The organism is Geitlerinema calcuttense NRMC-F 0142 (assembly GCF_030285425.1).
Genome location: NZ_JASVEJ010000020.1, coordinates 1 through 23,367, shown reverse-complemented (window position 1 = coordinate 23,367; position 23,367 = coordinate 1). Strand labels below are relative to the sequence as shown.

Here is a 23,367-nt window from a genome sequence, read left to right as displayed (position 1 = left end):
TAATAGATTCCTAGAAAAACTCAGATCGTTCGCGGTTGGGCAAAAGGCATGGGATTATGAATAAAGAACCTCATGCTTGGTTTTGACATTCATCGCATCTCCCGCCTAAATCGTCGAATGTCTAGAACTCGCGTTTAATCGATCGTCATCGTAGCAACACTTATGCGAATTGCGCTTTTCACCGAAACTTTTTTACCGAAAGTGGATGGGATTGTGACTCGCCTGCGCCATACCGTAGATCACCTGCAACGTTCGGGGGATCAAGTGATGGTATTCTGTCCAGACGGGGGTCTGACCGAATACAAAGGCGCACAAATTTGCGGCGTTTCCGGCTTCCCCTTACCACTGTATCCCGAATTGAAAATGGCCCTACCGCGTCCTTCCATTGGCTACGCGCTAGAAGCCTTTCAACCGGATATTATTCACGTAGCGAACCCTGCCGTTTTGGGAGTCGCCGGACTGTATTACGGTAAAAAATTAAATATTCCCCTGGTTGCCTCCTACCATACCCACCTCCCCAAATACTTGCAGCATTACGGGTTGGCCATGCTAGAGGGCGTGCTGTGGGAACTGCTGAAATCCATGCACAACCAGGCCGAGTTAAACCTGTGTACCTCAACGGCGATGGTACAGGAATTGGCGAGTCACGGAATTGAGCGCGTAGACCTATGGCAGCGGGGCGTGGATACCGAAATGTTCCAACCCACCCTCGCCAGTTCGCAAATGCGCGATCGCCTCTCCCAAGGCCACCCAGACGCCCCTTTACTCCTCTACGTGGGCCGTTTGGGGGCAGAAAAAGAAATCGATCGGATTAAACCCATTCTAGAAGCCATTCCCAACGCCCGTTTAGCCCTAGTGGGCGATGGTCCTCACCGTCAAGCCTTAGAAGCGCATTTTGCAGGCACTCCCACCCATTTCGTCGGCTACCTCCAGGGGTTAGAACTCGCGTCTGCCTTTGCCTCAGCCGATGCCTTTATTTTCCCCTCCCGGACTGAAACGTTGGGGTTAGTTCTCCTCGAAGCAATGGCCGCCGGCTGCCCTGTCGTCGCTGCCGCACGGGGCGGTATTGTCGATATTGTTACCGATGGGGTGAATGGCTGCCTGTTTGACCCCGATGAGGAACAAGGCGCGATCGCCGCAACCCAACGCCTCCTCAATGATGCCAAGATGCGCGAACTGCTGCGAGAAAACGCCCGCGCTGAGGCCGAACGCTGGAGTTGGAGTGCGGCAACGCGCCAACTGCGACAATACTATCAATCCGTTTTATATCCCTCCCAGCAGTTTACTGCCGCCTAACCCGTGTAGTTTTCCGGCAAACTTGGGCATACTTGAAGGTAGGGCGAGTTTTCTCGCCCTACACTTGTCTATCAGCCCTCAGTTCCCTGCTATCTTCCTAGCACCTGTCCGATTTCTCTAGAAAAACGGAACCGAAGAATTGAAAACCAAGTTAACATTCTGTGTGTAAGGTAGCGTAGCCCTAACTCTACCCAATTCTTCGACTCAAGGGCGTCCCTGTTTGGATCTCCGGGCTAGGTTAAGCTCGTTGAAGCGGCATCATCATGACACTTCCTAACACTACTGGCAGCGTTCTTGCAACCTTAGCTCAAGTTAACTTGATGGGTGCCCTAACACAACGGGTCAAAACCCTGCGGGTTCCAGAGTTTGTCTGCCTGCTAGATTTCATTACCGCAGAGTTTCAGCAATTTCTCAGGGCGATCGATCTGATCAACAACGAAGCCCTAGAATCCATGCTGGAACAGATTCTAGATGCCTTAACCCTCAAAATTGGGCAAATTCTACAAGCCGACCGCACCACTATCTTTCTAGTCGATGGCGAAAAAGGACAGCTTTGGTCAAAAATTAGCCAGTCTGAAACCGCAAAACCCATAGAAATTCGGATTCCCCTCAATATTGGCATTGCCGGTCATGTCGCTTCTACGGGTCAATGCCTCAATATCAGCCACGCGTCTTCCCATCCCCTGTTTAACAAAGAACTCGACAAGCAAATGGGATACCACACGCGCAACTTGCTGTGTATGCCCATTATGAGCAGTAAAAACCAAGTGGTGGCTGTTGTTCAACTGTCCAATAAAGCTGGGGATGAACCCTTTAATGAGGAAGACGAACAGACCTTTCGCGATTTTGCCTCTTCAATTGGGATTATCCTAGAAACCTGTCAATCTTTTTACATGGCCGCCCGCAACCAACGGGGGGCCGCCGCGCTATTAAAAGCGACCCAAACCCTAGGACAGAGTTTGGATGTGGAAACCACCCTGAAATCGGTGATGGAACAGGCGCGGGAATTAATGCAGGCCGATCGCAGTACGCTATTTTTGTTACGCAAGGAAAGCGGCGAACTGTGGACGAAGGTGGCGACAGCCGACGGAATGACGATGATGGAAATTCGCATTCCGGCTAATAAGGGGATTGCGGGTTATGTGGCTTCGACGGGTGAGGTGTTAAATATTCCCAATGCGTATGAAGATCCGCGTTTTGACCCCAGTACGGATAAGCGGACGGGTTATGTGACGCGCAATATTTTATGTATGCCCGTATTTAACTCAACCGGGGATTTAATTGGAGTTAGCCAGTTAATTAATAAGCATCAGGGCAGTTTTACCAGTTCTGATGAAGAGTTTATGCAGGCGTTTAATATCCAGGCGGGAATTGCGCTGGAAAATGCCAAGTTATTTGAAAGCGTTTTACAAGAAAAGCAGTATCAAAAAGATATTCTGCAAAGCCTATCGGATGCGGTGATTTCTACGGATATGCAGGGCAAAATTGTGACGCTGAATGAGGCGGCGCTAGAACTGTTAGGCTGTCCGGTTCACAAGTCGGCGGGTAAGGTGAATTTGCAGTTGTGGGAAAGTAAGCTGTTAGGCCGCTATGTCTGGGAGGTGGTATCGGTCGAACATCTGCAAATGCGACTGATGGATAGCTTAACCTATGGCACGCGGCAATATGTCCCAGAACAAACGCTGACGGCGGGTTTGTATTGCTTAAATGATGGCAATAATAGCGTGTCGCTGGAGGATGCAGGGATTTGTATTTTAGCGATTCGCGATCGCCATAATCCAGAACTCTATATTCCCTGGAACGATCTGGAATTGTTGCAAAATGGCTACCAAGGATATCTGAATAAGGCGCAAGTTCGTCCGATTGAACGCAGTATTAACTTGACGGTGAACCCGCTAACCAATCCCGATGGTGCAGTGCGCGGGGGGTTGGTGGTGCTTGAGGATATCAGCCAAGAAAAACGGATGAAAACCACCATGTATCGCTACATGAATCCGGGGGTGGTGGAACAGGTGATGGCGCGGGGCGAAGATGCGCTGATGGAAGGGGAACGCAAGGATGTCACGATTCTGTTTTCCGATATTCGCGGTTATACCACCTTAACGGAAAATTTGGGCGCTCAGGAAGTGGTGCGGCTGCTCAATCAGTATTTTGAGACGATGGTGGAGGCGGTGTTTAATTATGAGGGGACGCTCGATAAGTTTATTGGCGATGCGCTGATGGCGGTGTTTGGCGCGCCGCTTCCGGTAGAAAATCATGCGTGGATGGCGGTTCAGTCGGCGCTGGATATGCGGCGGCGGTTGAAGGAGTTTAATAATAAGCGGTTTATGGAAAATCAACCGCAAATTCGGATTGGAATTGGGATTAGTTCCGGTGAGGTGGTATCGGGAAATATTGGTTCCCAGAAACGGATGGATTACACGGTGATTGGCGATGGGGTGAATTTGAGTTCGCGTCTAGAAGGGGTGACGAAAGAATACGGCTGCGATATTATTATCAGCGAGTTTACTTATCATCACTGTGCCGATCGCATCTGGGTGCGGGAACTCGATAAAATTCGGGTGAAGGGGAAAAATGAGGCGGTTAGCGTTTACGAACTGATTGGCGATCGCAACGAACTCCTAGAAACCCAAACCCGCGAGTTTCTTGACCTCTACAGCTTAGGCCGGTCTGCTTATATCAGTCGCGATTTTATTGAAGCGATTCATTATTTTGAACAAGCCAAGCACTTGCAACCCCACGATCGCGCTGTGGAAATTCACTTAGAGCGATCGCAGGGATTCCTTACCAGCCCACCTCCCCTAGCCTGGGATGGGGCACACACCCTTACCACAAAATAAGAATTTAGTCAATAACTTTTAACCAGCCGCGACGCACGCCATGAAATAGCCTGCGGATGGTGTAACGATCTTCGGGCGTGACTGTTTCTTTAAACCAGTCGGAAGAGAGCAGCCGCAGGTGAAAGCGGCTGATTTGTCGCGTTGTAAACGCCTGAGCGTAGAGCGATTGCAGTAATTCTTGAACAACCTTTGACATTTGGCGATTGGAGGTGTGAATTGGATTAGGCGGCTGCATAAGTTGAGTTGAGTTTTCTAAAACTTAAACTTTTATGGAGATTGCTGTCGCCTCTCATTGGACAGATCTAAGTACCTAGATTGATGAAACAGGATTAATTGTTGCTAATCCACCCCCTAAAGAATGATTAATCGGCAATTCAGGCAAAACGCGATTGTGGCAGATCCGGGACAACTCGTGGCAACATGGGGACAGATGCAGCTTAGAGCGATCGCCTGGAGCGTTCAAGACTCAAGATGATCCTGAAAACACTACTCCTTGCTACTTTATGGGTTGTTCTGGCGGCCTGTACCCCCGCCCCCATTCCCCCACAGGAGAATGCCTTTTCTGCGATAGAGTCCTTTGTCTTCGAGGCTCAACCCGGCTCTCAAGGGCAATATTTAGAACAACCGATCGTCAGCGCCACTGGTGGTGAAGGTCAAATTACCATCAATGCGACACTTTCCACCCCCGATCCTTGCCACCAACTGACAGGAACCGCCGAACAAAATGGCAGTCAATTGACGGTGCGCGCGATCGCCACCCCTCAATCGGAAGGGGCTTGCATCATGACAATTGGTAATTTTAGCTACGAAGCCAGAATAACCGACCTCTCCCCCGGTCGCTACCAGCTTGAAGTCATCCACGAATATCCCAGCGCTGGATGGGAAGAGGGAACCGTACTCAGTCAGACGGTTGATGTCAGCTAATTGAAAAGAGAGACAACGCGGGTCAGAATGTAGTATATTCTGTACTATAGAAACTTGTGACTTCCCATATCGAAATGAAGTAGCGACGCCACACCGACAGACAATAGCAGCAGCCCAGAGAACAGTAAGCTGCTCGGAATATGTATGCAAATTTAATACTTGGAGGCAGTCGATATGCCACAATCGCCTTATTTATCGGCGTTTGGCTTAACGTATGAACTTCCGGGCGATCGCACGCTCTTCCAAAACGTGCAACTGGGCCTTGCTGAGGGCGATCGCGTGGCGCTTGTGGGTGCCAATGGCGTCGGAAAATCAACGCTCCTGAAAATTCTCGCCGGGAACATTGAGCCGAGTCGCGGTTCTGTGCAACGCCATTGCCCCCTCTACTACTTACCCCAAATCAGCACCCTCCACCCGCAAATCAAAGGCGATCGCGTGCAAGATTTTCTGTTTTCCCTCTCGGATGAGTGGTGGCACATTAGCGAGATCCTAGAAACCCAGTTTAATACCGTATTGGACTGGTCTTTATCGCTCGATCGACTTAGCGGCGGCGAACTGACTAAACTATTTCTCGCCATTGGGTTAGCCCAACACCCCAAAGTGTTGCTGCTTGACGAACCCACCAATCACCTCGATTATCTTGCCTTAGAAGAACTCTCGCAATTTCTCCAACAGTTTGTAGGAGCATTTGCGATCGTTTCTCACAAGCCCTTCTTTCTCGATCGGGTGGTTGAAACCACCTGGGAACTCACGCCCGATGGGGTTAACCTCTATGGGGGGAACTTCTCGTTATACCGAGAACAGAAACACTCCCGATTATCGGCAAGATGGCGATCGCACGAAGTTGCGAAAAAAGAACTCAAACGGGCTAAAACATCCGCCCAACAAGAATCTCAACGCGCCGCTCAATCTCGTCGCAACGGTCGCCATCAAGCCGGGAGTATGCCTAAAATCCTGGCAGGGGGGTTAAAACGTAAAGCGGAAGTTACCGCCGGGAAACTCAAGCAAAAGCACGCTGCGGCGATCGCCGATGCCACTCAAAAAGTAACTCAAACCAAAGTCCGCACCCAGAAAGCCACCAGCATTCAGCTTGAATCTACCCATCCCCAGCATAAAAATCTGATTGCCATTCAAGGGGCGAATCTCTGGGTTGGCGATCGCCTCTTGATTGAAAATATTCAGTTTCATCTCGCGTTTGGGGAACGAGTGGCGATCGCCGGAACGAATGGTTCGGGGAAATCCTGTTTAGCACAAGCGATTCTCAACCGGGAAGGAACGCCCGCCTTTCTAGAATCGGGTGAAATCCTGCTTTCTCCAACCCTGAAAGTAGTCTATCTCGATCAGACCTATGAATGGGTGAATCGAGATTTCACAATTTTAGAGAATATGCAAGCCGCCAATCCCGATTTAGAGTATCAATTGCTCCGACAGCAGCTTGGACATTTTCTATTCTTTAATGATGAGGTGCATAAACCCGCATCAGTCCTGAGTGGCGGCGAATTGGCAAGATTAGCGCTGGCAATGTTAGGGATTGCTCAAATTGATTTGCTGATTCTCGATGAACCCACAAACAATCTAGATATTCCAACCGTAGAGCAGATGGTAGAAGCGGTTAATGAATATCAGGGCGGGCTATGGGTGATTTCTCACGATCTCGATTACGTCCGCCGCATTCAAATTACAGACTCCTATCATGTGCATCTGCGATCGCTGCAAAGAACCCAGTATTTACCGGATTCCAGCCAGGAATACTATGAAGAGCTAAGGCAAAGAACCGCATTCAACAACATCGCGGGGTAGCAAGCAACGGTTCGACGCAAAAATTACCCCTAAATCTAACATCTGGTATAGGCGCTGCTCTGGGAAACGACACTACCATGAATCTTAGTTTTATCGGAAATCAAATCCATGTCCTCTCAACTCAACCGCGATCTAGAGAACCTTGAGACGAAACAAACAACATTATTCGATCTCACCTTTCGAGACAGTGAAGGCAGAATTGTCATTGCTCAGATGCCAAATTTACCCCTTCTGACGGCGTTAGCAGCGGCTTTACTGCAAGCCGTGCTTCCGAGTGGCAATCTGCAAACCGCACTCACTCTAGTGGCATTTGGTGCTTTCTTTACCTGGGCGTGGCAAGAACTCTTTGATGGAGTGAATTACTTCCGGCGATCGCTAGGTTTGATGGGGTTAGTCAGTGCGATCGCGCTGGGGCTTCATGTCAGCTAGATCTACTCAGTCGGTTGAGACGATCCCTTAAGCAAACCTAAAACTTCTCTCCATTAGAGAATCCCTAAACCCAAAATCAGGTACGATGAACTGAAATTTACAGAACAATCCATTCAGATTATTCGTGAAAAGTTTATTTCAAATCCAAACATCGACCGATTCTTCAGAAGAATCCAGGATTCATGAAGATATTTTAGGAGTCGATCGACCCTTACAGATTTATTTAGAACATCTAGCTCCTCAAGAAGACTCAATCGTTAGCTTGAAAGCGTGCGGAGAAATCGAAATTTACTCCCAAACTCACCAACGCATTGATACCCCCGCATTCGTTCCTCTCAAACAGCTTCCTACCATTACCCTAGTTGCCAGAACTTTTAGCGATCGCCTAAATGACCGCTCTTTAGAAATTGCGTTTCAAGATGAAACAGGCTATCCCCTAAGCCAAGTTCACCTTAAATTCACCTGTCTGCGGATTTGTTTAGATGTAGATGCAGATCGAGATGGAGTTGTCGATTGTAATAATCCCCATAAAAGCAGTTGGAAATGGGGAAGAGAGGGACATGGCGCAATTTTGATTGTGAATACAGACCGCGATTCCGTTCATTCTGAGAATCAATATGACGAGGGAGAACGGCTGAGAGGCTTGCTTGATTTGCAAGATTCAAGCTTTATGATTGTTCGCAGAGCAGGGATTGAAGAATTACCTTTGGGTTGCGAACTTTACTTGTCAGTGAGTCAAGAAACGGCTCAACGCATCTGTATTTATGACAAACTCGAAGACGGTGGAAATGAATTAATCAACCCGAAGAAAACCAAAGCCAAAATCAAGCAAACCGATCGAGATATTCTCTTAGCAGTTAAGGGACTCAGTTATCCCGATATAGATTTTGATGGCTTGGTTGAAATCACATTAAGTCTAGTCAAAGATAGAGAAACAATTTATAGCGATCGCGTTATTTTTCGGGTTGCGCCCTGGATGATGACGCCGAACACCTTATCGCCCCTCATGGTCTTTGTTTCTCGTTTATCTCAAGGAGATAACGAAACCTTTATCGAGGAACTCAGAAAGGTAGCTGCTCAAGCTAACGTACAACTCGATCCCGTTCCCTACGAGTATCACAAAGACGATCCTTGGATGCGAGACGAGATTGAAATTGGCTACACTCAAGCCCCTGGCAAATTCATTCATGTCGTGTTAGACTCTCCGCGCGATCGCGGTTTAGACCATCTCACTAACCGCCAACTCATCAGTAGTAGCTTTGGGTATGTCATTCGTAAAAGTCGCCATTCAGCCACCAAACTCGATTCTTTTGGGAATTTAGAAGTTTCTCCACCCGTCACAGTGAACGGGGTCAATTATCCCTTTGGTCGTATTATCTTTGGAGGAACGCGCCCTGAAATTATTCAAGAACCGCGCCGCAAGTTAAAAGTTTTGCGGGACTTTTTCTTGGCTCAAAAAATTCAGGCCCCCTTTGAAATCTTTTCTGACTGGCTGAGTGTCGGGCATATTGATGAATTTATGAACTTTGTTCCGGCTCCCACAGCTAAAGGATTTAAACTTATTCTTGCCAGTCCAGATCGGTGCTATCAGCTTCTGCAACAGTTACAAAAGGCAGGACATTCTCAAGCCTTATTGCGACAAGGCAAACAACTTTATCAAAAACCGGCTGATATTAGCGTCGCCGAGGTTCTTGCTAACCCAGAATTAGCCAGTCACAACCAGCGATTTCAAGAATACATTAACTGGAACCGAGAGACTCTAAAACAAGAATTAGGTTTAGGGGAAGAAGACATCATCGATTTACCCGCTTTATTTGATAATGACGATGGACGGGCAGAGGCTTTTTTCCCCAATATGGTTAATCTTCTCGTACTCAACCAGCATTTAGCGATTCCCAAACCCTTTGGCCCCCAAATTCATCAACAATGCCAATTTGAAGCTTACGTTAAAGGAGTTTTAGAGCCTCTAGGCTTAGTCTGTCACTTTATTGATGATTGGGACCCTTACTTTCGCAAAGGTGGGGAAATTCATTGCGGTACCAACACAAGCCGACAGCCCCCTAGCCAAAAATGGTGGGAAATTGAACCCATGTTTTTTAGCTAATTTGCCTCTTTTGGGGTTTGGGCGACAAAATTCAGCGAGGGAATGCTCAAACTCAGCCACGGTTTAGCCAACCCAAGAGCAGCTAAAGGGCTTTCTCGCGGGATACTTAACTGAGCATCAACCCGCCCTGTTTTACCTTGAAACTCACCGTGAAACAAGAATAAAGAGGAATTGGCGCAACTCAACACTGGCAAATTCGCGCTCAGAGGTAAACTCAAACTCACCGGAGAACTCTGGAGAGAACAAAGAATTCGATCCTCTTGGCGAACCGTCACTCGATTCATCCCTTCCCACTGAAATTGGGCCAGTTCTTTGGGCAAATGCCAGATTTCCCGCCCGCCCGCTACAGAATCAGGATTATCGACATAAATATGAGAAATCCAGCCACCCCACCGCCAGCCCGAACGCACAATCGCAGCAACTGCAATTAACTCGTTATATTCCAAGGTTGAACCCCTTTCGTAATGCGCCAGATAAATTCCGCCTAGGGTTTTACCCGGAAATAAACTCACAATTTCCAACTGGGGTGGAATCAAAGAACGCACCCGATCGAGATCGACTAAATGTACGGTTTGCAGACCAAAACCGCGCAATGTCCAAGAGGAAGGGGGATAAACCATCTCAAAATTAAAATACAAGAGTTCTGAAGCGACCGACTCTACAGGCCCGTCTATCCAGCAAAAAGGCTGACAATAGAGAGTCCTTTCTCCATTATCAGCCTCGATCCTTAAGGGTTATCTATCCCTGGGGGCAGATTCTTGCACTACTTGGTTTCAGAGAACTCAGCATCAATTACATCGTCATCCGAACCGCCGCTAGAACTTGCACCGCCACCGCCTGTGGGGCCTGCGCCGCCATCATCGCCAGGGGTGCCGCCACCGCCTTGCTGATAGATATTGGTGCTAATGCTGTAGAGGGCTTGTTGCAGTTCGCTCGTCAGAGACTTAATGCGATCGTCATCTTCTTGAGAAATGGCTTCGCGCAAGTCTTTAATCAAGCCTTCAACTTTCGTCTTATCTGCTGCGGGCACCTTATCGCCGAGTTCGCTAATTTGCTTCTCAGCTTGGTAGGTGAGGGCGTCGGCTTGGTTCTTGCGGTCGATTTTCTCGCGACGCGCTTTATCAGCTTCCGCATTGCTTTCTGCTTCTCTAACCATCCGATCCACTTCATCGCCTGGTAGCGTAGAAGCGCCCGTGATGCTGATCGATTGGACTTTACCCGTACCTTTATCCTTCGCGGTGACGTTCAGGATACCGTTGGCGTCAATATCGAAGGTGACTTCGATTTGAGGTACGCCGCGAGGGGCTGCGGGGATACCATCTAGGCGGAAAGTTCCCAAGCTCTTGTTGTCGGTGGCCATTTCCCGTTCCCCTTGGAGAACGTGAATTTCAACATTGGTTTGACCGTCAACAGCGGTAGAGAAGACTTCCGATTTCTTGGTGGGGATGGTGGTGTTGCGCGGGATAATTTTGGTCATCACGCCGCCGAGGGTTTCAACCCCCAGAGATAGCGGGGTAACATCCAACAGAAGGATATCTTTGACTTCGCCTGCGAGGACGCCTGCTTGAATTGCGGCACCGACAGCAACCACTTCATCGGGGTTAACGGTTTGGTTGGGTTCTTTGAGGATCTTGCGAACCATTTCTTGAACCGCAGGAATGCGGGTAGAACCCCCAACCATGACGACTTCGTTGATGTCGTTTTTGGTCAGTTTGGCGTCGCGTAGGGCGTTTTCAACCGGGATGCGGCAACGTTCGATCAGATCGGAGCAAATGTCTTCAAATTTGCCGCGAGTCAGTTGGGTATCGAGGTGTTTTGGTCCGTCTTGGGTGGCGGTAATGAAGGGCAGGTTGATTTCTGCTTGGGTGACGCTAGAAAGCTCAATTTTGGCTTTTTCTGCGGCTTCAGTTAAGCGTTGCAGGGCTTGTTTGTCCTTGCGGAGGTCAATGCCTTCGGCTTTTCTGAATTCTTCAGCCAGGAAGTCTACGATTTTCTTGTCAAAGTCGTCGCCGCCGAGGTGGGTGTCGCCGGAGGTGGCTAAGACTTCAAAGACGCCATCGCCGACTTCTAGGATGGATACGTCGAAGGTACCGCCCCCTAAGTCAAAGACGAGGATGGTTTCGTTGGATTTTTTGTCTAAACCGTAAGCCAGAGAAGCGGCGGTGGGTTCGTTGATGATCCGGAGAACTTCAATCCCGGCAATTTTACCGGCGTCTTTGGTGGCTTGCCGTTGGGAGTCGTTGAAGTAGGCAGGAACGGTAATTACGGCTTGGGTGACGGTTTCGCCGAGGTATTTGCTGGCGTCGTCTACCAGTTTCCGCAGCACTTGGGCGGAAATTTCTTCGGGGGCAAATTGCTTGCTTTGGGCGGGACAGTCGAGTTTGACGTTAGCGTTGTTGTCGCGAAGGACTTTGTAGGAAACTTCGGTGGACTCGTGGGTTACTTCGTCAAATTTGCGTCCGATGAACCGTTTAACGGAATAGAAGGTGTTTTCCGGGTTCATAACGGCTTGACGTTTGGCGATTTGACCGACTAGGCGATCGCCATTTTTCGCGTAAGCAACGACGGAGGGGGTGGTACGGAAGCCTTCTGCATTCGCGATTACAGTGGGTTTACCACCTTCCATAACAGCAACGCAGGAGTTTGTCGTACCTAAGTCAATTCCAACTACTTTAGCCATAAGAGTGTTTCGATGAGAGTGTTACTACAGAAGTCTGGCGGCAATTTGCCAGGGGGTTGAGGGTGAGGGAAAGCTGTTAATAGAAGCCTTCTTGCGGGCAGGTTGGCTACGAATGAGCGCGTAGATTATTAATTATCTATACTGAGCGCGGTTAGCCTATCTCATGAAGGGGGGTTTACCGTACCTAGGGAGGGACGGTTACGCAGAGGCGGAAACCACCCAAGGATCTTCGAGTTCTGAGAAGTTCGCTTGACGAGGGGAGGAATGTTCGCTAATCGCAGGAGAATGTTCTGTTTGAGGTTGAGTTGAGGGAGTATCTAGCTTGACTCTCACGACTTCGGGTTGTACGGCTTTGAGTTTTGGCAGGGTTAGGGTGAGAATTCCGTTGTTTAATTTAGCTTGAACGCGGTCTGCAACGATGGGTTCGCTGAGGGCGATCGCTCTTTGAAATGCGCCATACTGAAATTCGGAGTAAAGAACGCCTTGGGGTTGGTTTTGACGCGAACGGCTAACGGCGATCGCAACCCGATCGCGAGTGACTTGTAAGTCAATATCTTTGGCTTCCACTCCAGGCAGTTCAACCTGTAAAATTAATGTCTCTTCAGTGGTTTGAACTTCAACGGCCGGAAGAGAAGGACGCGCGCTATTGCGGGGTGAAGTTGTGCGACTTGTGTGCAATTCGGGTTTTAACTGGGATGGTAAGGGTTGAATTTCGGACCAGGGTTGCCAGTAGACAAAAGATTTCATCTCCACCTCTCCTCGATCGGGTTGCAATCTTGTTTAAGATCGAGCTTGCTTTACTACATTTCATCTTAGGTAGCTCAACGGTGGAATACATTGGGGCAAACCGTAAAACAACTGTTGTATTTGCCGTCATTACGCTGTTTTCAGGGAGAGGATGGGGGAAGAAGGGAATTGGGAGTTAGGGGTTGGGGAAGAAGAAATAGTAAAACTTGGTCACTATTAACTCAGCACTCTACTCCCACTCAGCACACCGCTACGCGGAAGCAAGCTACAGCACTCAGCACTCCTTGTTTTTAGAAATTGCCGTACACTTTGACCTCAATTGACCAAAAAAAGAAGAGGTGAATTCACCTCTTCTGAGAATTGAGAACTTTATCGGGAGAGCAAAACCCTAGGTTTGGCTGCCGGAAGATTGGGTTTGGACATTAACGCGGGCGAAGCCTAAAGGTAGCATTTGGGTAAAGCCTTCCTTCATTGCATCAACTTGATATTCCACATGTCCGCCAGTATTCAGAACGGGTAATCTTAATCTCACCCCATCCATCAGGATTCGCAAATTATCATTGCTGACAACATTCTGGTCAAAAGCAATCATTAAATCGCGACCTTCTCTGATAGTTTGAGCTTCAACTCTTGCGCCAGAAGCATCTCTGATTTCAATATTGTTAACGCTATAAACATCGGGGGGAAGCGTAATTCTTAGCGCGTTGAGTGGGTAGTCTCGAACGGCCACATCAATAAAGTGGCTTCTGAGTCCTAAGCTACCAGAGTTTCTGAGTTGAGTGACTGTAATTTCTCTATCTTGAGCTGGACGAAGAAGTTGAGCGGGTTGAGCTTCGGCAGAGGGAGCGAAAGCACTCATTCCTAAAAGTCCAGAAGTTCCCATTGCTAAGGCGGTCATGACACTAGAAACAATATTTTTCATGAGGTATTCTCCAATAAAACTGGGTTAGTTAAAGGACGGAAGATTGAAAGTATGCTCATCTTAACAACTGAGTATTTAGACTCGCTTACTTCATCTGAAGGAGTTATTCAGTTTAATTTTTTATTTCTATTGATAGATGCGATATTAAGGAGTTTGGTTCGGGAGAACAGATATTTAAGCTAAAATAAGGAAAGTTTGCCTAAAGTGCGATCGCGCCTATCCGTGTTAGCTTTCTTCTATGATTGCCCTGAACCCCGAATTGCAAGCTCGACTTTCAACTCCCTTAAAAATTGGGACGGTAACGGTCAAAAGCCGCGTTTTACAATCTCCTCTATCGGGCGTTACCGATTTGGTTTTTCGGCGGTTAGTACGGCGCTATGCACCCGATTCGATGATGTATACCGAAATGGTACAAGCTTCTAGCTTAAACCATGTGAAGGGATTGCCTAAAATTATGGAAGTCGATCCCAACGAACGCCCGGTTAGCATTCAATTATTTGATTGTCGCCCCGATTTTTTAGCCACTGCGGCTCAAAAAGCAATGGCTGAGGGAGCTGATACCATTGATATCAATATGGGCTGCCCTGTGAATAAAATTACTAAAAATGGGGGCGGTTCTTCGCTATTGCGACAACCCGATATTGCTGAAGCGATTGTTCGGGAAGTGGTGAAAGCAGTAGATATTCCTGTGACTGTAAAAACCCGCATTGGTTGGTCTGAGGATGAAATTAATATCTTAGATTTTGCCCAACGGATGCAAGATGCGGGGGCTGCAATGTTAACGCTGCATGGTAGAACTCGCGCCCAAGGTTACAATGGTACGGCAAATTGGGAATGGATTGGTCGGGTGAAGCAAATTCTGTCGATTCCAGTTATTGCAAATGGGGATATCTTTTCGATAGAAGCGGCGGTTAAATGTTTAGAGACAACGGGTGCAGATGGGGTTATGTGTTCGAGGGGAACGCTAGGGTATCCGTTTTTAGTGGGAGAAATTGATTATTTTCTCAAAACGGGTGAATGCTTGCCAAAACCGACGCCAGTTGAATGTTTGGAGTGCGCGAAAGAACATTTACAGGCGCTCTATGAATATAAGGGGCAGCGCGGCATTCAACAAGCCCGCAAGCACATGGCTTGGTATGCAAAAGGGTTTAGCGGTGCGGGAGAGTTGCGAAGCCAGCTTTCCCGCGTGGAGTCTGTGGCGCAGGGGTTTGAGTTAATTGATAGAACCATTGAGCAGTTATCAAAACCTTGGGTTCAAATTCCTGATTCTGCCAATAATTGCAATGTACACTGAGCAACATCGGCAGAAGCTCCCCAGGATTTTAAAACCTCAGCAACGCTAGAAGAGGCGATCGCAGTTTGCTGAAAGCTCTCGCCTGTAAATTCTATCGCCAGAGGCGTGGCCGATCCGGCATCTGCGTTCCACAAGTAAGCCGCACCGTAATTGCCAACTCTCACGATATTACTCACTTCGCCAGAATGACCTTGGGCGCGATAATACTGATTTAAGCGAGTCCGAACGGGATGTTCTAAGGGGACTAACGCCTCATCGAGGGTTGGACAGTTGAGATTTTGCGCCAGGGTAGCCTTGCTGGGGAAATAGGTTAGCGCGATCGCTGCAACAATAAACCACAGTGCTTTCTTCATCGACTTTCTGCCAAACTCAGTAGGGAGATTTCATGAATCGGTGAGGGTTTGTGGGCATCAATTCAACCGACGCGCTAAAATCTCCATTCTCCAACCCAGGATAGAACAAAAAAAAGGTGGGAGTTAACCCACCTTGGCGTTATTTAGAAAAATGCGGGTTGATGGCGAATCAGGTTTAAGAACTCTTCGCGGGTTTTTTGGTCATCTTGGAATACTCCCACCATTGCGCTTGTCACCGTCCAAGAACCGGGTTTTTGCACGCCGCGCATCACCATGCACATGTGGCTGGCTTCGACGACGACAGCGACGCCTTTGGGGTCTAGGATTTCTTGAATAGCTTCTGCGACTTGGCGAGTCAGTCTTTCTTGCACTTGCAAGCGACGCGCATACATTTCTACAATACGAGCTAGCTTGCTTAGACCGACAACGCGTTCGTTGGGAATATACGCGACGTGGGCTTTACCCATAAAAGGAAGCATGTGGTGTTCGCACAAGCTAAATAAGCTGATATCGCGCACCAAAACCATCTCGTTATGACCTTCATCAAAAATGGCTCCATTCACCAGTTCTTCGAGGGACTGGTTGTAGCCGCTGGTGAGGAAACGCATCGCTTCCATCACCCGTTTGGGAGTTTTGATCAGTCCTTCGCGTTCTGGATCTTCACCGACATCCAAGAGCATGGTGCGAACGGCTTCCATCATCTGCTCGTCGCTAATGTTTGCTTCAGTGGCTTTTTGGGTGGTGGAAGTTGAACGATCCGGACGAGTCACAAGGCGGTTGTTCGCATCTTTTTCTTGAGCGCTATCGGAAAATCTAGAACCGTTTGAGGAAGCGATAGTCATAAATACAAAACTCAACTCAAAACTTAAAGGACACCAGCATTGGAGAGCAGGGTTAATTCTTCAACGACTGCGGATGCTGGTAATTGGGCTGCGTGCAAGATGGTTTGGGCAACGACTTCTGGCGTTAGCATGGCATTGCGGTTAAAGTCTGCCTGAACCGTGTCCGTATCCCAAATGGGAGTATTGACAGAACCGGGAGAGATGCAGATCGTGCGGATGCCGTGGCTGCGTTCTTCGGTGGCGAGAATTTTGGACAGCATCAACAAGCCCGCTTTGCTAACGCTGTAGGCTCCCCAGTTGGGGAAGGCATTTTGAGCAGCAATGGAGGCAACGTTAATGATGGTGCCACTGGCGCGATCGCGCATACTGGGAATGACTCCTTGGATGCACTGAAACACGCTGGTGAGGTTAATATCCAAAACGCTTTGCCAGTCAGCGAGGGAGGTTTCCATTAGCATTCCGGTATAACCGATGCCTGCATTGTTGACCAAGATGTCAATCGGTCCAAATTCTGTGGCGATCGCGGCGATGCGATCTTTCACTTGGCCGACTTCTGCCAAATCTAGGGGATAGGCTTTAGCTTCTACTCCCAGGGCTTGGGCTTGGGCGACAACGGCTTCTAGCTTAGAGGCGCTGCGGCTCACTAAGGCTAGGTGAATGCCAGCTTCAGCAAAGGCTAGGGCCGTAGCTTTGCCAATTCCACTACTTGCGCCTGTGATTAAGGCACGCTTGTGAGTTGCAAAAGTCATCTTTTATTCGCCATCTAACAATGCATTCTGTCTGGGAATACGCGAAACTAAGCGGCTCTGGATCGGATGTCGTCTGTTGGCAAGCTCGAACCCACAGGGGCGGGTTGTCATCAAGTTCGGGGATGAAATACTCTCCATCGCATCTCCAGAGGCTATACGGGGCAAGTGCAGACAATGCTCGCTCGGAGTTAGAGGGCGATCGCACTCCCTGGCAATTTCCATCCATTCAGGTCAGCAGGAGACTTGAACTGAGAAAATTGTGAACAAATGTTACTGAAATTATATCACTCCCCTCCAAGTCCTGGGATTTTATCTCAACCCAGATTGAGCTTTTTAGGCGGAGGCTTCCAGGAAAACACCGATATTGCGGAATTTTTGATAGCGCAATTCTCGGCGTTGCTCGCTGGTTAGGGCATCAAGTTGAGCTAGATCGTCGAGCAAGGCTTGTTTGAGGGTAGCGGCAGCCTTTAGGGGTTCGCTATGAGCGCCGCCGATCGGTTCGGGGATGATGCGATCGAGGATGCCAAGATTTTTTAAGTCCCAAGCTGTAATTTTCAGCGCTTCTGCGGCTTGCGGGGCTTTGGCTGAGTCTTTCCATAAGATGGCGGCGCAGGCTTCCGGGGTGGCGACGGTGTAAACGGCGTGTTCGAGCATCAAAAGGCGATCGCCCACGCCAATCCCTAAAGCGCCCCCCGAACCGCCTTCGCCAATTACGGTACAGAGGATCGGCACATCAAAGCGGAACATCTCGCGCAAATTATAGGCGATCGCTTCCCCTTGACCTTGCTTTTCGGCTTCCACACCCGCCCACGCGCCGGGGGTGTCAATAAAAGTGATAATGGGCATTCCAAAGCGGTTGGCGTGTTCCATCAGGCGAATCGCTTTGCGGTATCCCCCAGGGGAAGCCATCCCAAAGTTTCGCGCCACGTTATCCTTGGTATCTCGTCCTTTTTGATGTCCTAGCATGACCACAGGACGCCCTGCAAGCCGCCCGACACCAGCCACGAGGGCGGGATCGTCTGAGCCAGAGCGATCGCCATGTAGCTCAATCCACTCATCGCTAATCGCCTGCACGTAATCTAGCGTACTGGGGCGACGGGGATGGCGAGCCAGTTGCAGCCGTTGGGAGGGCGAAAGTCCCGTAAAAATTTCCTGGCGCAGTTGTACCGCCCGCGCTTCGAGTTGGCGAATCTGTTCGGAGACATCGACATCATTCTCTTCGGCGAGTTCGCGAATTTGTTTAATTCGCGCTTCTAACTCCACCAGGGGTTTTTCAAAGTCTAGAAGTAACGGTTTGCGCTCTTGAGTTGCCACGTTCTCTAAATCTGACCCGCTTTGTTAAAGTCCTTTAAAATCCTACCGTGCAGGCGTCGATTCAGATATAAGAATTTGGTTAGATTGGGAATGAGCTAACCTGGAACCCTCCATCGATCAATCTTTAGACTTATGGTGACTTCACGTTCGACCTTAAGCGATACCTCATCACCCATCATCTACCCCGACAGCGATGGTCAACCAATGGCAGACAATACGATTCAGTTTCGCTGGATTAGCGTTATTTATCATAACCTCGCCTGGTGGTTTGCTAGCAATCCTGATGTCTTCGTCGCTGGGGACTTGCTGTGGTATCCCGTAGAGGGCAATAATAAGCTGCGTCAGGCTCCCGATGTGATGGTAGCAATCGGGCGTCCCAAAGGCGATCGCGGTTCTTATCAACAGTGGCAGGAAAATGACATCGCGCCGCAAGTCGTGTTTGAGATTTTGTCCCCAGGAAACCGACTCAAGGAAATGGCCCGCAAGTTCTGGTTTTATAACGATTATGGTGTAGAGGAATACTACGTCTACGATCCAGATAAAAATGACCTTTCCGGTTGGCTGCGGAATCAAGGAGAAGTGCCAGAACAAGCACGTCTCAACGTAATTGATGAAATGAATAGCTGGATCAGTCCCCGTTTGCAAATCCAATTTGAACTCAACGCGACAACCCTGACGCTCTATCGTCCCGATGGTTCGCCATTCCTCGATTACAATACCGTACAAGAACGCCTGCAACAGCTAGAACAGCAACTTCAACAAGTAGAACAGCGGGCGGAAACAGCCGAACAGCGGGCTAACCGTCTAGCAGATCGTTTGCGAGAGATGGGTATCAATCCCGACGAGTTAGCTTAGAGAGATTTTCACTCTCATACAATCTTATTTTCAAGCCCCTCTCTCGCTGGAGAGGGGACGCTAAAGGAAACCTGAGCAATGGTTCAAGAATTAGTCAATTTGAGAAGCGCAATTGTTGAGGGACATTATGAAGTCGCCCTAGCATTGGTTGATGAATTGGAGGGGATGAGCAAGCAAGTAACGATTCGGAACATTGAATCCTATTTACTACGGTTGTTGATTCACTTAATTAAAAATCAAGTTGAAAGACGTTTAACCCCTTGGTCATTAAGGCGGCGGCGATGGGGTTGGAAGCGGTGAGAAAATCCCGCCAGTTGAGGCGATTAAGCTGGATAGCCACGAAACTAAAATCTAGCACTCTGCGGTCGGGGAATTCAACCTGATAGCGATCGCTCTCTTGGCGTTGGGGTGTCTCAAAGGAGAAAATGACGACGGGATAGATGGGTAAGGCGTACTTTTCATCGTTTGCGATACCAGGCAACTGCGCCAATGAAGACAAAGAAGAAAATGGGAGATAGACTCCACAGGAAACCCCGTGTGAATGGCATTCGGTTGTTTTGAGTATTTTCAGGTTGATAGACTTGAGTGGAAAGAATTGTTGCTGTGACTCCACTGGTGGCAAGTCCGATGCTGGCTCCGGCGATGATATAGTTGAGATTGCGATCGCTCTTAGCTCGTTGAATTTCGATTTTGCCTCGGATGCTGTTAATTAAGTCTTCTAAGACTCGCAAGCCAGGGCTAAGGCTGGCAATATCAGATTCGATTTGAGCTTGATATTTTTCTTTGACAATTTCGATGAAATGTGATAGCTCGGTTAGCTGAGTTTCGGGAAATTTTTCACTTAAATCTTTGAGCGTTTTTTGATAGTTATAAAGATTGACTTTTAAGGTATTCAGTTGAATTTCTAGGTAATTTAGATTTTGGACGTAACTGGAAAGAGTTTCGGCTAAGGTTTGCAAACTGTTTTCATAACCTACTAAGTTTAGCTGGTTTAACGTTTTTGCTAGGTTGAAAATTATTTTATAACTATCTTGCAAGCGTCTTTTAATTTCTCTGGTTTGCAGGTAAGCCCACATGATTTTGCTGCGATAGGCAAATAAGCGCAACCAATATCGGTAGGCATCCGCCATGTTTTTCGCTGTTTCTAGATCAGGAAAAAATACAATAAAAACATGAATATTTTCATCAATGCTTTGCCAGCGTCGGGGGTAGTTCCAAACTTCAAAACAGCTTGCACCGCAAAATTTTCCGGCGGGTTTAACCTCGCCTTTTCCTAAGTCTAAAGCGTTATAGCTATCTTGGGCGAGTTGTTGGAGATCGTCGGTCAAATCTTGGGGTAAGATACCGGAAAGGAGCCAAACTTTACCGAGATTGCCAGTTTTATTGTTGGCGACGGTTTTTAAGGCTTCAAAGCTAGTTTTGATATCTACGATGCCGTGCGGATCGTTTTGATAGCAATCGAATAATAAGGCGTAGGTATCTTCTATCCGAACGGGGTAATAATAGCCTTGGATGGGATAAATACCTTGGGATATTTCGGGAAAGGGATAAGTCGATTTAGATAGGTTAGCTAGGGGTAGAAGTTCGCAATAATCTAAGCGAGGGGCTTCAGCTTCTTGGTGAAAAGAAAGATCGGCAATCGATAAAGCAGATGCAGATAAATTGTCTGCGTGATTTGCTAGAGGGGTAGGGTTACGGAGTTCTTCGGGGAGATTTTGCCAAAAGGCTTGATGGTTGGCTTTAAGGGTTGCTTCATCGTCGCCAAAGCCTTCGCGGAGTTGGTAAACCAATAAGTCTAGATTCGGATAAATTAAGCGACTCATTAAAAAAGTAACCCCAAGAACCAATTCGGATTTTCATTTATTTTGGCTAGTTGTACTTTAGCAGCTTCTTGGGGTTGGGGAGATTGCAAAATGGGGGTAGCAATCTCTGGTAAGCGAGGAGGAGGAGGGAGTAAAGGGGCAACAATATTTTCTTGAAGCGTTAAGTCACTTCGATCCGTTAAAGGGAGGCTATTGGGTTCAAATAGTTTATCGCGTTCTTGTTCGGATTCTTTCTTTTGGAGATCGCAAGCAATGCCATCATAGAGGGGTTCAAGCTGCGGGTTATTGTAAGCAATTTCTTCGAGTTTCTCTATAGCTTTTGTATCACCTTTAGCTAGGGCTAAACCAATGGCATTAATCTGTTGGTTTAAGGTTTCGGGTAGGGGTTCGCTGAGTTGGGAAAGGGCAACGAGAAAGGCTTTGAGAATGTTGGCATCTGTAACTTTCATAGATTACCTGAGAGTGTAAAAGCAGCCCAGTAGTAAGGATGTTTGTAGGGGCGATCGTTTGGATCGATTTTAGCTCCTTCAATATCGGTTTGAAGATTTTTGGCGGCACGTTGGTAGTGTCTTGCGCCTTTGCCAGTAAATTCTTTTGCTTGTTGGCTGTACCATTGGGTAAGTTGGGCGTTGGTGACGGTTTTTAGCCAGTTTTGGGCTTGTTGGAGGGCGAGGGGTGGGGTTAAGGATTCTTGAACCATTAAGCGATAGAATTCGACGCTGAGTAAAGCGTTGGAGGTATCTTCAACAGTCCACAGGGTACTGAGGACTTGATGCACGCCTAAGCCTAAAAAGACGCTGACTAAACCGACATACTCGGTGGTAATGGTTTCGTTGCCTGTAATAGCGGTTTTGCAAGCCCAGAGGGTGGCGAGGTGGTAATGATTTAAAGGGCGTTCTTTGTGAGTTTCTTTAGGAAGTTTAGCGAGATCTGTTACGGTGAGTTGATCTTTTTGGCTGAGGGCGAGGGCGGATAGGCTGGGTTGGCGAGAATTATACATCCCATGTCCGGTAAAGTGGAAGACTTGAGCTTGGGTTTGTAAGGCTTTGAGAACTTCGGTTTGGGTCGCTTCTGCGTCGCAAAGGCTGGTGACGGTGGGGAAGAGTTGGCGGATAATTTCGGATTCTATCTCTGCATCGGGTAAGCGAGGGAGGCCTGTGCTGTTGGGAGATTCGATGTTGACGAGGTGGGTATAGGGCGAGGATGGAGAACTCTGCAAAAGTCCCATTGCGGCGCTGGGGAGGTAGCAGGTGGTGAATGAGTCGATGAAGAAGGTATGCAGGGGGAGGCGGTGTAAGTCGCGGTGGGGGATGAGGATGAGAGTTTGGATGGGGGTGTTTTGCAGTTGGGTGAGGATGTGGGGAATTTGGAGGATGTCGCTGAGTTCGTGGAGGCGTTGGGGGAGGGTGTCGCGCCAAGCGGTGTCTTGGGGTTGTTTGTCTTTTTTGTCTGGGCGGTAGGCGTTGTATTGTTCGTTCCAGGTTTTTAGCCAGGTTTCAAAGCGTTGTAAATGTTCGATCGCTTGTTGGGTTTCGGTTTGGGGGGAGTTGGAGGAGATTAAATGCGGGGTTGCTGCATTGGGGGTGAGGAGGAAGGTATGCAGGGCGATGGGGCTGAGATGCCAGTAGACGATGGCGGTGGTGGGGGCGAGGAGTTGTTGAATCTCGCTGTAGGTGGGGGATTGGTTGATATCGAGGAACCAGGAGAGACAGGTGTTTTTGCCTTGTTCTGCGAGTTCTAGGGCGGCGCACCAGTTGCCAGATTGGATGATGATGTCTACGGTTAATTGGCGGAAGCTGGCGAATTGGCGTTCGAGTTGTTGTTTTTTAGCGGGGCTTTTGCATTCAGCTAGCAGGCGGTTGAAAAGATCGGTGCCATCTCGCCGAATTTGTTGGGCTTTTTCTGTTGCTTCCCAGGCGAACAGGATTTTTAGGTAGTCTTGCAAGACTTCGAGATGGCGTTCTGGATAGGCTTGGGGGGTGAGGGTTTGCAGGGCGAGGTTATATTCTTTCACCGCTTCGCGCCATAGGAGACGGTTGTGGCTATCTCGTCGCCCTTGGAAGTAGTGCGCCCTGCCCATGAAACGATGCAACAGGCCCCAGCCTTCAGGATGGGTGTCTTGTTGACACTGTTCTAAGCCTGCTTTATAGATAGTAATTTCTCCGTTGTAGCCCCATTGTTTGAGGATGGGGTTGTGCAAGGCGAGGAGGTAAGGAGACTGAAGTTGATATTGGCTTAATTTACCTACTGCTTGTCCTGCCATTAACCAAGCTTGGTGGTCGTCGGGTTTGATTTCAAGGGCTTTGTCGTAAGAGGCGATCGCCTTTTCTAATTCCCCTAACTTAAAGAACGCCACACCCCGGTTAGACCAAGCTTCGTGGTAGTCGGGTTTGAT

20 protein-coding genes and 2 pseudogenes are annotated in these 23,367 nt (G+C 48.4%); 9 read left to right on the top strand and 13 right to left on the bottom strand.

Features of this window, described 5'->3' with window-relative positions; genetic code table 11:
* Positions 1 to 162 precede the first annotated feature (162 nt).
* Together QQ055_RS05305 and QQ055_RS05300 are read left to right on the top strand one after the other, a co-directional pair.
* Positions 163 to 1,296, top strand: a complete 1,134-nt coding sequence (locus tag QQ055_RS05305; protein ID WP_069965418.1) for a glycosyltransferase family 4 protein — start codon at positions 163 to 165, stop codon at positions 1,294 to 1,296.
* A gap of 263 nt (positions 1,297 to 1,559) precedes the next feature.
* Positions 1,560 to 4,136 (top strand): adenylate/guanylate cyclase domain-containing protein, encoded by a 2,577-nt coding sequence (locus QQ055_RS05300; RefSeq protein ID WP_069965417.1) that lies wholly within the window; start codon positions 1,560 to 1,562, stop codon positions 4,134 to 4,136.
* A 4-nt stretch (positions 4,137 to 4,140) separates the two neighbouring features.
* Here QQ055_RS05300 and QQ055_RS05295 read toward each other — a convergent pair whose 3' ends face one another.
* Complete coding sequence (locus QQ055_RS05295) at positions 4,141 to 4,332, bottom strand: hypothetical protein (protein ID WP_158020352.1); 192 nt, start codon at positions 4,330 to 4,332, stop codon at positions 4,141 to 4,143.
* A gap of 275 nt (positions 4,333 to 4,607) precedes the next feature.
* Here QQ055_RS05295 and QQ055_RS05290 point away from each other — a divergent pair, with 275 nt between their 5' ends.
* The 4 genes from QQ055_RS05290 (at position 4,608) to QQ055_RS05275 (ending at position 9,393) form a co-directional block, all read left to right on the top strand.
* A complete protein-coding gene (locus QQ055_RS05290) occupies positions 4,608 to 5,060 on the top strand; it encodes a hypothetical protein (protein ID WP_286004312.1) in 453 nt (150 codons plus the stop codon).
* Between the two features lie 174 nt (positions 5,061 to 5,234).
* Positions 5,235 to 6,860, top strand: a complete 1,626-nt coding sequence (locus tag QQ055_RS05285; RefSeq protein WP_286004311.1) for an ABC-F family ATP-binding cassette domain-containing protein — start codon at positions 5,235 to 5,237, stop codon at positions 6,858 to 6,860.
* Between the two features lie 108 nt (positions 6,861 to 6,968).
* Positions 6,969 to 7,289: a hypothetical protein gene (locus tag QQ055_RS05280; RefSeq protein ID WP_286004310.1), complete on the top strand. Its 321-nt coding sequence runs from the start codon at positions 6,969 to 6,971 to the stop codon at positions 7,287 to 7,289.
* 124 nt (positions 7,290 to 7,413) lie between these two features.
* Complete coding sequence (locus QQ055_RS05275) at positions 7,414 to 9,393, top strand: protein-arginine deiminase family protein (RefSeq protein WP_286004309.1); 1,980 nt, start codon at positions 7,414 to 7,416, stop codon at positions 9,391 to 9,393.
* On the opposite strand, the gene QQ055_RS05270 is transcribed toward QQ055_RS05275, so the two are convergent.
* From QQ055_RS05270 to QQ055_RS05255, 4 genes are all read right to left on the bottom strand, one after another.
* A complete protein-coding gene (locus tag QQ055_RS05270) occupies positions 9,390 to 10,013 on the bottom strand; it encodes an acetoacetate decarboxylase family protein (RefSeq protein ID WP_286004308.1) in 624 nt (207 codons plus the stop codon). The two genes, QQ055_RS05275 and QQ055_RS05270, sit on opposite strands and share 4 nt — an antisense overlap.
* Before the next feature lie 143 nt (positions 10,014 to 10,156).
* On the bottom strand, positions 10,157 to 12,073 hold the full coding sequence (gene dnaK, locus QQ055_RS05265; RefSeq protein WP_069965410.1) for a molecular chaperone DnaK: 1,917 nt from the start codon (positions 12,071 to 12,073) through the stop codon (positions 10,157 to 10,159).
* 198 nt (positions 12,074 to 12,271) lie between these two features.
* Positions 12,272 to 12,820 carry an Hsp20/alpha crystallin family protein gene (locus QQ055_RS05260; RefSeq protein ID WP_286004307.1) on the bottom strand — a complete coding sequence of 183 codons (549 nt, stop codon included), beginning with the start codon at positions 12,818 to 12,820 and terminating at the stop codon, positions 12,272 to 12,274.
* A 388-nt stretch (positions 12,821 to 13,208) separates the two neighbouring features.
* Positions 13,209 to 13,742, bottom strand: a complete 534-nt coding sequence (locus QQ055_RS05255; RefSeq protein WP_286004306.1) for a hypothetical protein — start codon at positions 13,740 to 13,742, stop codon at positions 13,209 to 13,211.
* 238 nt (positions 13,743 to 13,980) lie between these two features.
* Between QQ055_RS05255 and dusB the strand changes: the two genes are divergently transcribed.
* On the top strand, positions 13,981 to 15,036 hold the full coding sequence (gene dusB / locus QQ055_RS05250; protein WP_286004305.1) for a tRNA dihydrouridine synthase DusB: 1,056 nt from the start codon (positions 13,981 to 13,983) through the stop codon (positions 15,034 to 15,036).
* Here dusB and QQ055_RS05245 read toward each other — a convergent pair.
* The 4 genes from QQ055_RS05245 to accA all read right to left on the bottom strand — a co-directional run bounded on the left by QQ055_RS05245 (position 14,997) and on the right by accA (position 18,294).
* The gene (locus tag QQ055_RS05245) at positions 14,997 to 15,389 is read right to left on the bottom strand and encodes a hypothetical protein (protein WP_286004304.1); all 393 of its coding nucleotides are present in this window, start codon (positions 15,387 to 15,389) and stop codon (positions 14,997 to 14,999) included. The genes dusB and QQ055_RS05245 overlap by 40 nt on opposite strands.
* A 143-nt stretch (positions 15,390 to 15,532) precedes the next feature.
* Complete coding sequence (gene folE, locus QQ055_RS05240; protein WP_069965405.1) at positions 15,533 to 16,231, bottom strand: GTP cyclohydrolase I FolE; 699 nt, start codon at positions 16,229 to 16,231, stop codon at positions 15,533 to 15,535.
* 23 nt (positions 16,232 to 16,254) lie between these two features.
* A complete protein-coding gene (locus QQ055_RS05235; protein ID WP_286004303.1) occupies positions 16,255 to 16,980 on the bottom strand; it encodes an SDR family oxidoreductase in 726 nt (241 codons plus the stop codon).
* A 333-nt stretch (positions 16,981 to 17,313) separates the two neighbouring features.
* Positions 17,314 to 18,294, bottom strand: coding sequence for an acetyl-CoA carboxylase carboxyl transferase subunit alpha (accA, locus tag QQ055_RS05230; RefSeq protein ID WP_069965403.1), 981 nt, complete (start codon positions 18,292 to 18,294; stop codon positions 17,314 to 17,316).
* Positions 18,295 to 18,426: 132 nt separating this feature from the next.
* Here accA and QQ055_RS05225 point away from each other — a divergent pair, with 132 nt between their 5' ends.
* Positions 18,427 to 19,149 (top strand): Uma2 family endonuclease, encoded by a 723-nt coding sequence (locus QQ055_RS05225; RefSeq protein ID WP_286004302.1) that lies wholly within the window; start codon positions 18,427 to 18,429, stop codon positions 19,147 to 19,149.
* Positions 19,150 to 19,227: 78 nt separating this feature from the next.
* A pseudogene (locus QQ055_RS05220) lies at positions 19,228 to 19,407 on the top strand (hypothetical protein); the annotation flags it as partial.
* 1 nt (position 19,408) lies between these two features.
* On the opposite strand, the pseudogene QQ055_RS05215 reads toward QQ055_RS05220, so the two are convergent.
* From QQ055_RS05215 to QQ055_RS05200, 4 genes and pseudogenes are all read right to left on the bottom strand, one after another.
* Positions 19,409 to 19,609, bottom strand: a pseudogene (locus tag QQ055_RS05215) (flagellar assembly protein H); the annotation flags it as partial.
* Complete coding sequence (locus QQ055_RS05210) at positions 19,608 to 20,972, bottom strand: hypothetical protein (protein ID WP_286004301.1); 1,365 nt, start codon at positions 20,970 to 20,972, stop codon at positions 19,608 to 19,610. The pseudogene QQ055_RS05215 and the gene QQ055_RS05210, both read right to left, overlap by 2 nt.
* Complete coding sequence (locus QQ055_RS05205) at positions 20,972 to 21,421, bottom strand: hypothetical protein (protein WP_286004300.1); 450 nt, start codon at positions 21,419 to 21,421, stop codon at positions 20,972 to 20,974. Before QQ055_RS05205 ends, QQ055_RS05210 begins: the two co-directional genes overlap by 1 nt.
* Positions 21,418 to 23,367, bottom strand: a 1,950-nt coding sequence (locus tag QQ055_RS05200) for a CHAT domain-containing protein (protein WP_286004299.1), incomplete at its 5' end; no start/stop codon positions are given. The genes QQ055_RS05205 and QQ055_RS05200, both read right to left, overlap by 4 nt.

What these genes read in the sequence shown, in the direction of transcription:
- QQ055_RS05305 (WP_069965418.1), top strand. Translation starts at nt 163, where the DNA reads ATGCGAATTGCGCTTTTCACCGAAACTTTTTTACCGAAAGTGGATGGG.
- QQ055_RS05300 (WP_069965417.1), top strand. Translation starts at nt 1,560, where the DNA reads ATGACACTTCCTAACACTACTGGCAGCGTTCTTGCAACCTTAGCTCAA.
- QQ055_RS05295 (WP_158020352.1), bottom strand. Translation starts at nt 4,332, where the DNA reads ATGTCAAAGGTTGTTCAAGAATTACTGCAATCGCTCTACGCTCAGGCG.
- QQ055_RS05290 (WP_286004312.1), top strand. Translation starts at nt 4,608, where the DNA reads ATGATCCTGAAAACACTACTCCTTGCTACTTTATGGGTTGTTCTGGCG.
- QQ055_RS05285 (WP_286004311.1), top strand. Translation starts at nt 5,235, where the DNA reads ATGCCACAATCGCCTTATTTATCGGCGTTTGGCTTAACGTATGAACTT.
- QQ055_RS05280 (WP_286004310.1), top strand. Translation starts at nt 6,969, where the DNA reads ATGTCCTCTCAACTCAACCGCGATCTAGAGAACCTTGAGACGAAACAA.
- QQ055_RS05270 (WP_286004308.1), bottom strand. Translation starts at nt 10,013, where the DNA reads ATGGTTTATCCCCCTTCCTCTTGGACATTGCGCGGTTTTGGTCTGCAA.
- dnaK (WP_069965410.1), bottom strand. Translation starts at nt 12,073, where the DNA reads ATGGCTAAAGTAGTTGGAATTGACTTAGGTACGACAAACTCCTGCGTT.
- QQ055_RS05260 (WP_286004307.1), bottom strand. Translation starts at nt 12,820, where the DNA reads ATGAAATCTTTTGTCTACTGGCAACCCTGGTCCGAAATTCAACCCTTA.
- QQ055_RS05255 (WP_286004306.1), bottom strand. Translation starts at nt 13,742, where the DNA reads ATGAAAAATATTGTTTCTAGTGTCATGACCGCCTTAGCAATGGGAACT.
- dusB (WP_286004305.1), top strand. Translation starts at nt 13,981, where the DNA reads ATGATTGCCCTGAACCCCGAATTGCAAGCTCGACTTTCAACTCCCTTA.
- QQ055_RS05245 (WP_286004304.1), bottom strand. Translation starts at nt 15,389, where the DNA reads ATGAAGAAAGCACTGTGGTTTATTGTTGCAGCGATCGCGCTAACCTAT.
- folE (WP_069965405.1), bottom strand. Translation starts at nt 16,231, where the DNA reads ATGACTATCGCTTCCTCAAACGGTTCTAGATTTTCCGATAGCGCTCAA.
- QQ055_RS05235 (WP_286004303.1), bottom strand. Translation starts at nt 16,980, where the DNA reads ATGACTTTTGCAACTCACAAGCGTGCCTTAATCACAGGCGCAAGTAGT.
- QQ055_RS05225 (WP_286004302.1), top strand. Translation starts at nt 18,427, where the DNA reads ATGGTGACTTCACGTTCGACCTTAAGCGATACCTCATCACCCATCATC.
- QQ055_RS05210 (WP_286004301.1), bottom strand. Translation starts at nt 20,972, where the DNA reads ATGAGTCGCTTAATTTATCCGAATCTAGACTTATTGGTTTACCAACTC.
- QQ055_RS05205 (WP_286004300.1), bottom strand. Translation starts at nt 21,421, where the DNA reads ATGAAAGTTACAGATGCCAACATTCTCAAAGCCTTTCTCGTTGCCCTT.